The organism is Labrys miyagiensis (assembly GCF_030160835.1).
GTDB classification, from domain to species: Bacteria; Pseudomonadota; Alphaproteobacteria; order Rhizobiales; family Labraceae; genus Labrys; species Labrys miyagiensis.
Map to the genome: position 1 here is coordinate 1 of NZ_BSPC01000061.1, position 11,157 is coordinate 11,157.

11 protein-coding genes and 1 pseudogene are annotated in these 11,157 nt (G+C 58.0%); 2 read left to right on the forward strand and 10 right to left on the reverse strand.

Annotation, left to right across the window (positions count from 1 at the left end):
* Positions 1 to 328 precede the first annotated feature (328 nt).
* The 5 genes from QQL24_RS26635 to QQL24_RS26655 all read right to left on the reverse strand — a co-directional run bounded on the left by QQL24_RS26635 (position 329) and on the right by QQL24_RS26655 (position 4,728).
* Positions 329 to 1,225, reverse strand: a complete 897-nt coding sequence (locus QQL24_RS26635; protein WP_284315332.1) for an SDR family oxidoreductase — start codon at positions 1,223 to 1,225, stop codon at positions 329 to 331.
* 29 nt (positions 1,226 to 1,254) lie between these two features.
* A complete protein-coding gene (locus QQL24_RS26640) occupies positions 1,255 to 1,995 on the reverse strand; it encodes an SDR family oxidoreductase (RefSeq protein ID WP_284315341.1) in 741 nt (246 codons plus the stop codon).
* Between the two features lie 345 nt (positions 1,996 to 2,340).
* Positions 2,341 to 3,210, reverse strand: coding sequence for a class II fructose-bisphosphate aldolase (locus tag QQL24_RS26645; RefSeq protein WP_284315333.1), 870 nt, complete (start codon positions 3,208 to 3,210; stop codon positions 2,341 to 2,343).
* A gap of 131 nt (positions 3,211 to 3,341) precedes the next feature.
* On the reverse strand, positions 3,342 to 4,130 hold the full coding sequence (locus QQL24_RS26650) for an AraC family transcriptional regulator (RefSeq protein WP_284315334.1): 789 nt from the start codon (positions 4,128 to 4,130) through the stop codon (positions 3,342 to 3,344).
* Positions 4,131 to 4,464: 334 nt separating this feature from the next.
* Positions 4,465 to 4,728 (reverse strand): hypothetical protein, encoded by a 264-nt coding sequence (locus QQL24_RS26655; protein ID WP_284315335.1) that lies wholly within the window; start codon positions 4,726 to 4,728, stop codon positions 4,465 to 4,467.
* A gap of 169 nt (positions 4,729 to 4,897) precedes the next feature.
* On the opposite strand from QQL24_RS26655, the gene QQL24_RS26660 reads away from it, so the two are divergent.
* Complete coding sequence (locus QQL24_RS26660) at positions 4,898 to 5,605, forward strand: IS6 family transposase (RefSeq protein WP_284315336.1); 708 nt, start codon at positions 4,898 to 4,900, stop codon at positions 5,603 to 5,605.
* Between the two features lie 103 nt (positions 5,606 to 5,708).
* Here the strand turns inward: QQL24_RS26660 and pqqE are convergent, their stop codons facing one another.
* The 4 genes and pseudogenes from pqqE to pqqA form a co-directional block, all read right to left on the reverse strand.
* Entirely contained in the window at positions 5,709 to 6,881 is a 1,173-nt protein-coding gene (gene pqqE, locus QQL24_RS26665) for a pyrroloquinoline quinone biosynthesis protein PqqE (protein WP_284315337.1), read from the reverse strand.
* Positions 6,878 to 7,896: pseudogene (pqqC, locus tag QQL24_RS26670) on the reverse strand (pyrroloquinoline-quinone synthase PqqC). The gene pqqE and the pseudogene pqqC overlap by 4 nt, the downstream one beginning before the upstream one ends.
* Entirely contained in the window at positions 7,893 to 8,792 is a 900-nt protein-coding gene (gene pqqB / locus QQL24_RS26675; protein ID WP_284315342.1) for a pyrroloquinoline quinone biosynthesis protein PqqB, read from the reverse strand. Before pqqB ends, pqqC begins: the two are co-directional and overlap by 4 nt.
* Positions 8,793 to 8,846: 54 nt before the next feature.
* Positions 8,847 to 8,939: a pyrroloquinoline quinone precursor peptide PqqA gene (pqqA, locus tag QQL24_RS26680; RefSeq protein WP_284315338.1), complete on the reverse strand. Its 93-nt coding sequence runs from the start codon at positions 8,937 to 8,939 to the stop codon at positions 8,847 to 8,849.
* A gap of 434 nt (positions 8,940 to 9,373) precedes the next feature.
* Here pqqA and QQL24_RS26685 point away from each other — a divergent pair, with 434 nt between their 5' ends.
* Positions 9,374 to 10,156, forward strand: coding sequence for an outer membrane protein (locus tag QQL24_RS26685; RefSeq protein ID WP_284315339.1), 783 nt, complete (start codon positions 9,374 to 9,376; stop codon positions 10,154 to 10,156).
* Positions 10,157 to 10,528: 372 nt separating this feature from the next.
* Here the strand turns inward: QQL24_RS26685 and QQL24_RS26690 are convergent, their stop codons facing one another.
* Entirely contained in the window at positions 10,529 to 10,879 is a 351-nt protein-coding gene (locus QQL24_RS26690) for a hypothetical protein (protein WP_284315340.1), read from the reverse strand.
* Between the last annotated feature and the right edge of the window lie 278 nt (positions 10,880 to 11,157).

Here is an 11,157-nt window from a genome sequence, read left to right on the forward strand (position 1 = left end):
GCCGTCCACGGCCAGATCCACAACCATTTTTATTCGGAGCGCCACCTCGTCAGCCGGGAAATCTACAAGCGGAGACGCTCGGTCGCCTTGGCCGAGTGGCCGGGCGTCGCGGCCTAAACCGAGCCTCGGTTTGACCTCCGTGCATCTGGCAGAGACAACTTAGGGTTAGTCTGACAACACCAACGGCTGAAATGAAATGTCGGCCACCGCCGAATCCTGCACATGTTTAAGCGCCGCCAGGAGACTATGAAGGCCGATCGCGCACCAAGGGCAACGATGTCAAAGACGAACTCGATACCTACCGGTCGCTGCATGCGGCACGCTCCTATCAGCCGCCATGTGGCGTGAGCAGATCGGCAAGATCTATCCGCCGGAGAAACTCAGCGCGAATGCGATCTGCCAGGCGGTTGACTACCTCCGCACCGTCGTCGACCGGATCGATGTGAACGCGGAAAGGCCGCTTTCCGGACGGCAGGTCGACGACGCGTACGACCTCGCGAGCGACTTCCTCAGGATCGGCGTCGGCGGGCGCTATCGCCGCCAAGTTCTTCAGCGCCACTTCGGCGATGTCGGCCGTTGGCCCCTTTGCGTATTCGTCGGCTCGTGCCGGATCGCCGGGCTTGCCCGCGTGGGCGAAATGTTTGGTGCCAGTGGTGAAGGAGCCTGGCACGATGATTGAGGTTTCCACGCCCCAGCGCGCCAATTCACCGGCGTAGCTGATCGCCATGGCGTCCATGCCAGCCTTGGCGGCGAAATAGGGCGCCAGATAGGGCGGCGTGCCGCCACGGGTACTGCTCGACGAAATCCAGATCACTAGACCCTCGCGCTGCTGGCGCAGGTGCGGCAGGGTCGCGCGGTTGACCCGTTGGGTGCTGAGCACATTGACGTCATAGAGCGCCGCCAGTTGCGCAGGCGTAAAACTCTCCGCGGGACCGTAGACCATATGTCCGGCGTTGTGGATCACGACGTCGAGCCGGCCAGTGTCGGCGATGACCTTGGCAATGGCGGCCTCAACTGAAGCCTCGGAACTGACGTCCAGTTCCAAAGGCCGCAGGTCGACTTTATTATCCCGGGCGAAGGCCTTCATATCGGCCACCTGCGGTGCATTGCGACCCAGGCTCTCGCGCATGCTGGCGAAAACGGTGTGTCCGGCCCGAGCCAAGGCGTAGGAGATCATGCGGCCAAAGCCGCTCGACGAACCGGTCACGACGATAATTTTCTTCACGGCATTGTCCTACTATCGAGGTTGAAAGATCAGGCGAAGCCACCATTGGACCGGATCACCTGGGCATTGACCCATGCGCCGTCCGCGCCAGCCAGGAACGACACCGTACCGGCGATGTCCTGGGGCGTACCAATGCGTTCCAGTGGCGCCATTTTGGCGAGGCTATCGATCAGACCGTTAGACTTGCCTTTGAGGAAAAGTTCGGTGCCGGTCGGACCCGGCGCAACGGCGTTGACCGTGATATTGCGCCCTCGAAGCTCATTGGCTAGCACCCGGACGAGACCTTCCACGCCGCCCTTTGAAGCGACGTATGCGCCGTAATTGGGGAAGGACTTGGTTAGCACGCTGCTGGAAAAGGCGATGATACGGCCACCTTCCGCCACATGGCGCGCGGCTTGGCTGAGAACGATGAAGGTTCCTCGCAGGTTGGTGGCGATGACCTTGTCGAAGGTGGTCAGATCGCCGTCGGCGATCGAACCCATCGGCATGATGCCTGCGCTATGCACAACCACATCGATGCGGCCAAACGTATCGAGTGTCGTGTTGAATAGCGCCACAACATCGGCCTCGGCGGCGACGTCGGCTTTGACGCCGATCGCCCGCCCGCCCGGCGCCTTGATCGCCGCCAAAACTTCATCGACGTTAGCGGCGTTGCCGGCGTAATGACCCACAATGGCGAAGCCGTCCTGAGCAAGCCGTAGGGCTACAGCTTTGCCGATCCCGCCGGAAGCGCCAATGATAATGGCTACCTTTTGGGGTTGGTCAGTCATGGTCAACACTCCTTGATTGGCTTGGTGAGCGGCGGTGGCCACGGCGATTTCGTCGATCAGGGTGACGCGCTCGAAGGGCGCTGATGCCGGCGAGGGTGTCCCTTCATTGGGGCAATGTTTTTCTTGCCCCCCGGCCGTTCGGGGTCCGCTCAGGGGAGTGATCATCCGGTCTTCGCTGGAGATCTGGTACCAGGACGGCCCCTATTATCAGGGTCTCGTAAATGGCACGATCCTAGCGGAAGCGTGTGTGCGAAACCAAAAGAGCTTTGGTGCGAACTCCGGCAAAATCTTGTATATTCCCCTCGCAGCCTTTATTTTGCAGCCAACTCGACTGCCGCGACTAGACTATCCAATGTTGTTGAAAAGCCTCAACCTCGCGATCACGACTTGCTTGATTTCATCAATCGGGATCTGCAATATTTTATAAGGCACAACTTCTTTGGGGTCGTTTGCCAGACTTTTCTCGAGACCGTGCCTCCACGCAACACGCAATTCGGTGTTTATGTGGACGATGTTAATGCCTTCGATAATGGCTTGACGCAGGCTCACGTCGTTTGTTCCCGACCCACCATGGAGAGTCAGCAGAGCACCAGTCTCGCGCTTGATCTGTGCGATCCGCTCAATATCGAGTGTCTTCTTCACCTCTCCGCGAACCATGCCAGGAAGCATTCCGTGCATATTCCCTACCGCCGGGGCCAGCAAATCAACCCCTGTGGCATCGACGAACCGCTTGGCTTCCTCTGGACGGGTGAGACCTTTGGCAAGGTCGGGCGCGGAGTCATGGATTTCGGACCCGGTACCGATATCGCCGATCTCTCCCTCGACCAGGATAGCCGGATTGATCGCCCTCAGCTCTTTGACTGCTGCCTTGGTCTGTTCGATATTCTCCTCGAGCGGGAGAGCGGAGAGGTCGAACACGACGGCGTCAAAGCCTGCCCGAGCCGCCTTGATTGCGTCCGTGAGGGAGTGCGTGTGATCCGCATTGAGGAATATCGGAAAATTGTGCTCCTCGCGCAGACCCCGTACCATCGCTGCGAAGGTGTGATCTCCGATGAATTGGCGCTCGCCGAGGGAAGCGCCGACAATCACGGGCACATTCAGTACCCGTGCTGAAGCAAAGACAGCCTTCAGGATGACAAAATCGCCAATATTGAAGTGGCCAACAGCCACATGCCGTTCCTGCGCCTGCTCAAGTATATCACGCAACCGAAACATAGTTATTTACCTCTATTACAATTAAAATATCCCTTACCTCGAACGTACCAGATAAAACGCAGGGACGCTTCCGCACTATTGCTGATTATCTTCGCCGGATTGCTGTCGGCTTCAAACGAAGCGCAAGGAATTTATCGAATTTGCTTGCGATATCCGCTGGGAGATGTCCCGACCAGACGGTGAAACGCGGAGGCGAAATGGGCCGGATTGTCATAGCCGCAAGCGAATGCAATCTGAGTGATGCTTTCCCGCCCCGCTTGAAGCTTCCGCTTTGCCTCTTCGATCCGCATTCGGGTGAGACGTCGAAAAGGCGTCTCGCCGTGGACTTTCCGGGACAATCGGACCAAGTGAAAACGGCTGATTCCCGCCACTGAAGCGATGTCGTCGAGCGAGATATCGTTGCCGAGGTTTTCCTGTAGAAACTCGTCCACGCGCCGCATGCGCGGTTCGTCGATTCTTTTTGTCGCGCGCGGTTGCACTTTTGCATGGCGCACAAGCAAGTGTCCGGTGAGGAAGTGGGCCATCGTCTCGGCATAGAGATCAGACACGCCTTCTGACATTGCGGCAGAGAGATATAGAAGGGCTTTCGCGATCAGGTCATCGTCATAACTGAGCGTATGCGGCATTGATGCTGGGTAGACATCTCGATCGGCCAGGTTCGCAAGAGTGCTGCGAAGTATCTCTTCGGGCAGGTGCAAGTGTAGAGTGGCGTGCGCGCCGTTACGCCAGCGAAATGTGACCTCTTCTCCAGGCGCCGTCATCCTCATGCAGCCTGCGCGATGGCTCGACTTGTGCCAAGTTCCGCGATAACGGCCTTCGATATCGCAGTGTCCCTCGACAATAAGCACGATCAGGTGATCGGCTGTTGCCGGCGTGGTGAACTCGTCAGACTCTGAGGGTTCCCTATAGCCGCGGAGCAAGAGCGCTCGCCAACCGACACGCCAGCTACATCTCGTCATCACGCCCGGAAGATGACAATGTGCATTCAGAGCAGCGTCTGAACTCGTCATCAGCGAGCCCGGGTCGAAGGCTTGAGCCAGCGCTCTTGTAAGTCATTGAAGATATAGACCTTCTTGTGATGTGCAGGTTGCGATGAAGTCAAAATAATCATCAATCCTCCCGGCATATTGCCCTCGACGGACCGATCGCCTGCTCTTCGGGTCTTGGAACCACGTTGAACAGGTATCTCCGTCGAGCATCGCGCCTCGTCACATTCACCACGCTGTGCAGACTAAGACGGGAATCGGTGCGGCTTTATTCCCGAAGAAAAACAAAAAACTGGCTGAGTCGTCTGGCAGCTAGCCCAGTGAGATCAAGCTCCCGTTGGTGTGCCGACCGCACGGTCATATTGACAACGTGATGGCTTGCGGCTCGATTTGAAGCCGTGGGCGAGCCTCGGTATTTCTGGTACCGCAGGAGAACCAGACCAGCGACCTGATGCTGCTTGAGGCGGCGCATATCGATGCCGACCCGGTCGCAGTGATCCGGCAGCATCAGCGTCTGCCGCAAGGCCAGCATGGCAACTGGATTCCGAAGACTTTCTGTCGGATCTGCAAGCAACGGGACTGGCAATCAGCCGGAAGCGCCTGTCCCGCATCTGTTTCGCAGAAAGAGGCCAAGGGAAGGCGGCAATGGGCTGTGTCAGAGTAAATTGTCCGAGGCTGGCCCGGAAGGGTAGGCCGAGAGGATGACGCATCCCAAGCCCAATCCGTTTCGCTATTTCAATTCGTCGCCGGAGGTGATCCGCCTGGCCGTGATGATGTACGTGCGTTACCCCTTGTCTTTGAGGAATGTTGAGGACCTGCTGCATGAGCGCGGCATCGACATCTGCCATGAGACGGTGAGATTTTGGTGGAACCGTTTCGGCCCGCTGTTCGCCGGTGCCATCCGCAAGAGGCGGATGAGGGATGGCAACATCAGCTGTGAACGCTGGCATATCGATGAGGCTTTCGTGAAGGTCAACGGCGAGCTCCACTATCTTTGGCGGGCCGTCGATCACGAGGGCGAGGTGTTGGAGTTCTTCGTCAGCAAGACCCGGGACAAGACGCAAGCGTTGGAATTCCTTAAGAAAGCCATGAAGCGCTATGGTCGTCCTGAGGTCGTCGTCACCGATGGGTTGCGCTCCCATGGCGCTGCCATGCGGGACATCGGCAACCTCGAGCGCCGGGAAGTCGGCCGCTGGAAGAACAACCGGGCCGAGAATTCTCACCAACCATTTCGACGTCGAGAGGCCGCGATGCTCCAATTCCGGAAGACAAGGAGTCTCCAGAAATTTGTCGCGGTCCATAGCCAGATCCACAACCCCTTCAATTCGGAGCGCCACCTCGTCAGCCGAGAAACCTACAAGCAGAGACGCTCAGCCGCCTTGGCAGAGTGGCGAGCCGTCGCCGCCTGAACCAAGGTTCGGTTTGGCCTTCTGGCTCTTGCTGGAACCAGCCTGCAGTTGCGCTGACAGCGCCGATTGACCGGGCTGCCGGCTTGGTGCCGGCAGATTTTGTTCAGGGATCCGGCCCCGACGCCCGCCCGTCGAGCCTCGTCATCTTGGTGTCCGATGGTTGCTTGTCGGGCGAGGACCGTATCGTGCGATAGACGTAAGGCGGCGGTTCCGAAGTACTCGATTCCGAAGTGGCCAGGGTTTGCATAGGCTTGTGCAGCGGGGATTTGTGACACGCCGGGTCCGTTGCCGAGGCGTCGCCGGTCAGCGCGAGTGCTTGGCAGCGACAACCGCCCCAGTCGCGATCCTTGCGGTCGCAGCTGCGGCAAGGTTCGGACATCCAGTCTGTGCCGCGGAAGGCATTGAAGGCCGGTGAATTCCACCAGACGTCGGCAAGTGTACGATTCTTCACTGACCAGAAGTCGAGACCCGGTATGGTTTCGGCCGCATGACAGGGCAACACTTTGCCGGAGGGCGTCACGTTCAGCGTGCGGCGTCCCCACCCGCCGGTACAGGGTTTGGGGTAGTTCGCATAGTAATCCGGCAGCACCAGATCGATAACGATCTGTCCTTCAAAACGCCGCCTGGCCTCCTCGACGAGAGCGATGGAGGCGTCGGCCTGCGCGCGCGTCGGCATTAAGGCCGAGCGGTTCAGCTGAGCCCAGCCATAATATTGCGTGTGTGCGATCTCGAGGCGCTTGGCCCGCATGGCAACGGCAAGCTCAATAAGATCGCCAACTTCACCTACGTTGCCGCGGTGGATGACGGCGTTGACGGTGAGCGGAAGGCCTCGCTCCACGACCGACCGGGCAAAATTCAGCTTTTGCGCATGGGCTCCGCTCATACCCCCGATCCGTTCGGCATTATCACCATGAGCGGCTTGGATCGATAATTGCACATGGTCGAGACCGGCATCCGAGAGGGCGTCCAGGCGTGCCTCGGCGGCCCCTACACCCGATGTGATCAGGTTGGTGTAAAGCCCTGATCGCACGCAATGGGCGGTCAGCTCGACGATATCCTGCCGAGCGGTTGGCTCGCCCCCGGAAAGATGCACATGCAGGACACCAAGTCTCGCCGCCTCGTTGAAGACCCGCATCCAGGTCGCAGTATCGAGTTCCTGTGAGCGACGGTCCATATCTATTGGATTGGAGCAATAGGGACAGTGCAGTGGGCAGCGATGCGTCAACTCGGCTAGTAAGCCAATAGGATTCGATATGGCGACCGCAGCGCTGCTCATCGATCAATAAGACGCTTGGTAAGTAGGTCGTTTAGCATGGCTGTCACATCCACCGCGATCACCTGCCGCGCCTCCACATAGCGTTCGGCAAGAACGTCGACGATGTCATTTACACTACGGCGCCCATCGATGAGTTTCACCACGGCCAACGCTATTTCATCGAGACTAAAGGCGCGTTCCGGCGCGAGCAGGACGTGCTTGCCACGTACTTCATCGAACCGCAACTTCACGCCTCGCGGCATTCTCGGTACATCGTCAGGCGAAAGCAGCGTCAAGACCGTAATTCCGCACCAGGAATCCAGGCACCGGGCGGCGGAAGCCCTGGGCTCACATACGCGTGGTGAATGGCGTCGAGCAGTGACCACAAAACATCGCATTTAAAGGTGAGCGCATCGAGGACAGATTGCTGCAATTGCGGTGTCGTGGCGTTATGCTTGACATACTCGAGGGCAAAATCGGCGTCGCGTGAGGCCTGCGACAATCGCCCGTCGAAATAGGCCAGCGTCTCTCGGGACACAAAATCATAGCTTTTCAACATTCCCGCCACGCGCTCCGATATGATGTTCGGACTGAACAGCTCAGTAAGCGAAGAGGCAATGGCTTCAAGCAGCGGACGATCACGGACAAAATTGACATAGGCCTCGACCGCAAAGCGCGTTGCAGGCAGTAGGCCCGCATTTGAAATAACGTAATCACGCGGAAAGCCAAGGCTGTCGGTCAGTTGTAGCCACCGTTCCAAGCCGCCATCTCCCTCGGAGGTGCCGTCGTGGTCGACAATGCGCTGGCGCCAGATACGGCGCAGGCTGGCGTCGTTCATTCGGGTCAGGATCATGGCGTCCTTCACCGGGATCATCGCTTGATAGTAGTAGCGATTCAGCGCCCAGGCCCGGACTTGGTCTCGATTTAGCTTGCCGCCATGCAGCATGCCGTGAAACGGGTGCAGACTGTGATAGCGCCGTCCGCCGATGTCGCGCAGTGCCGTTTCAAGCTCAGACGGTGAAAGCCATGAAATCATAGCGCAAATGTCATGCCGTCATAGGCAAGGGTCCAACCCGCAGCATCGACAGCTGCCCGTTCGGCCGAATCTTCGACAAGTGCCAAATTGGTGTTGTTGATGTGGATGAAAACACGCCTCCCTATTGAAATGTCGGCCAGAGCCATCATCGAGCCATCCGGCCCAGACATCGGCATGTGTCCCATGCGCCTGCCTGTCTTGCTACCGGCACCGCTGGTAATCATCTCATCATCTTTCCAGAACGTGCCGTCGAAGAGTAGCAGGTCCGCGCCAGCGATAGTTTCCCGCAATCGCGTCGACGAGGCGGCACAGCCGGGAGCATAGACGATCCGTTTGCCTGCAGCGCTTATAGCGACACCCACGGTTGACTCCGTTTCTTCGCCCAGACGCAATGGCTCGTCTTCGCGCCAGAGGGGTACCTTGCCGGGTACGGGGACCAGTGTCACCTCCAAACCTGGAACAGGCGTGAAGGAATGATCAACCTTCACGGCCTCGCGCGTGACCAGATCCTTGCCGATCACACCGAAAATGGCGTTCTGCTCAATAGTGTCCAGGGTGTCCGTGGTGCCGAACAGGGAGAAAGAGTGACGCTCGCGCAAGCCGAGTAAGCCCGCGATATGATCGACTTCGCCACTTGTTACTAGCACTGCTGCGATGGGGGAATGGCGAATGTTGTCGATAGGCCGGAGGACCGGGGTATCCATAATCTGTTGGCGAATATCGGGCGAGGCGTCCACCAGCAACCAATCTTCCCCATTCGCGGATACCGCAATGCTCGATTGAGTTCTAGGCCGTACGCGCTTATCGCCGGCCCAAGCCAAACGACAAACTTGGCAACCGCAGTTCCACTGCGGGACACCGCCACCAGCCGCCGATCCGAGCACAACAGCTCGCAAGGCCATACGAGAATTTCCAGGCGCTTTGCTGCGGAACTTTATACCGACGGCAAATCAAAACTCCGGAGGCACTTCGTCCTCGGAGATATAGCCCGTCACTTCCATGGCGACGCAAATCTCAATGACGACCGGCTTATGCCAGGACATAAAAATCCTCCTCTCGGGTCCGATTTGGGCTATTCCACCAATGTTACGCGCAAGAAATACTGCCACGCTTTCGGATGCTCGCGAAGCAAAAATTCCGAATTCCGCTTCGTTTTCGCTTGGTCTCGCCGACCTGACCAGGACCATCACTTTACTTGCGCATTCTTTAGAAACGGAGCGCAAGAGGACAGCACATCGACGTAAAGGGACAAGGTCGATTTGTGTTGCAGCGGGACCTACCCTCAATTGAAGACCTTGGCCGTGTGGGTGATGTTTTAATTCGGGTCCATGATCACTTTCGTGTCGTCACCCCGATATGATCCGGTACCGCTCAGCCATTTAATTTTCGTCTAAGTTGCATAGATTAGGCCAGTGCATGATGCCACAATTAGGCCATACTCAAGATAGGTGCGACGTGGCAAGCACGGAGTTCTTCAATGAGCAAGCTCACAAGGCCTGTCTTCGCAAATCTGGTGATTGCTTCCAGTATTTGGCTTGGTCTCAGCGGGGTGGCACTGGCAGAGACTTATTTCGGCGGCAGTATTGGTTATGCGTTCGACGCGAAGGTAACTGGCGTCAACGGTAACGAAAATACCAATTACCCGGATCCTCCGGATCCTATTGGGGGAGCCCCGCTGCTGCGAGGCGCCTCAGTAACAGATCTTGCTCTTGGTACGAGCCCTACCTTTGGCCTTCGGATCGGGCACTTCTTCGAAGGCACGCCCTGGCTTGGCGTCGAAGCAGCCTTGTCCTACTCACGGCCCGAATTCAAGCACCAACCCGTGACGCTTACCCACCCTGGGTTCATTGATCTGATCGGCACGCCGAGCGTGACTGAAGAACAGTTGCCAGCCAACTCAAGCGTTTTTCGCCTCTCGATGGATGGCATCGCGCGCTATGATAGTTGGGGACGATTCATCCCATATATCGGCGCCGGGCCTGCTGTGTTCATCTGGCACATCACTGGCACCGGCCATTCGGGGATTACCGCCGGTGATCCCGTCGGCGTGTTCGGACCTCGGCTCAATGAAAGCGTCGTGACGTGGGGAGCCGACTTGAAGGCGGGCATGGAATACCGAATTAACGATCAATGGGGGACTGGACTGGAGTACCATTACGATTGGTCGCGAATGCATATCGACAATTTTCGCAGCATTTCCCACGCGTCCGGCAACTTCAACAGCCAGGAACTCGAACTGACTCTCAGCCGCCGTTTCTGATCTGGCAGGTCCCCGGCGACGTATATATGCCTCGACTTATGCAGCCGCGCGCCCGATGCAGGCAACGGAGCGTCGAGATCCAAAGGGCCATGGCGGGCGATCGCCGCCGCTCCTCGACTTCCAATTCGATGCGGCACGCGCGTGCCCCTATTTAGAAAGGCCGAACGCCCCCTCATCTTCGATAGCGTGGCCGAAGCCTACGCATCATGCCTACGGCGGTGTCTTGCCGGACGGGGTCAGAACAAAAGCCGTGCGAAATCGTATGCTAACAAAATACGTTATATTTTTCAGTTGTTTAGGAGAAAGTCGGTCTTAGACGGGTAGGGCGCCTGAGACTTGGCTGGGGCTGGGGGCTTGAAGTGCCCGGCCTCTTTAAGCTGACGCAAAGTTGCAGGGGTGCAGTTGAGCTGAATCAACAGAACGAGGCCAAGCTTCGGTGACGAGGAAGAGCCCGGCTGCAGAGACAAGGAACTTGGCCAATAGGAAGGGCATCCCGACATTAGCAACGTAGACCGCGGCAAGCGGCGCGACCGCGAAATAATAGGCGGCTGCCAGTGTCAGGATGACGAGAACTTTGGCGACGAACCAGCCCCTGCGCCCAGCCGGTGCGGTAAAGACGCTTTCGGCGAAGCGGTTGGCGCGCAGGCTGGTACGAAGAGAGCGGCTAGGCAGGTTTGCTGGACCGCCGTCTGGGCAAGACGTCGGGCACGCGGGCTCGTCCAACCACTCATTTCCATAATCAAATATCCGAAAACCACGACCCGATACGGAACTCTGCGAGGGATGGTCGTCTAATTGCGCCATAAGTGTAGCATGTCAGCCTCCACGGGTTCGGTGTTGTCGGAGTTTCGTCCATGGATCGTCGCAAATTCCTGCAATTAGCTGGTATCTTGGCGACCTCAATGGCGCCGAGCATCGGAAAGGCCAATTCGACCGTACCCGTCATGTTCGACTGGGGGATGGCGCCGCCGCTGGATGGCCGCGAGAGCTTCGTGAACTGG

Excerpts from the sequence above, each read along its gene's own strand:
- QQL24_RS26640 (WP_284315341.1), bottom strand. The coding sequence starts at position 1,995 with ATGACTGACCAACCCCAAAAGGTAGCCATTATCATTGGCGCTTCCGGC.
- QQL24_RS26645 (WP_284315333.1), bottom strand. The coding sequence starts at position 3,210 with ATGTTTCGGTTGCGTGATATACTTGAGCAGGCGCAGGAACGGCATGTG.
- QQL24_RS26655 (WP_284315335.1), bottom strand. The coding sequence starts at position 4,728 with ATGCTGGCCTTGCGGCAGACGCTGATGCTGCCGGATCACTGCGACCGG.
- QQL24_RS26660 (WP_284315336.1), top strand. The coding sequence starts at position 4,898 with ATGACGCATCCCAAGCCCAATCCGTTTCGCTATTTCAATTCGTCGCCG.
- pqqE (WP_284315337.1), bottom strand. The coding sequence starts at position 6,881 with ATGAGCAGCGCTGCGGTCGCCATATCGAATCCTATTGGCTTACTAGCC.
- pqqA (WP_284315338.1), bottom strand. The coding sequence starts at position 8,939 with ATGTCCTGGCATAAGCCGGTCGTCATTGAGATTTGCGTCGCCATGGAA.
- QQL24_RS26685 (WP_284315339.1), top strand. The coding sequence starts at position 9,374 with ATGAGCAAGCTCACAAGGCCTGTCTTCGCAAATCTGGTGATTGCTTCC.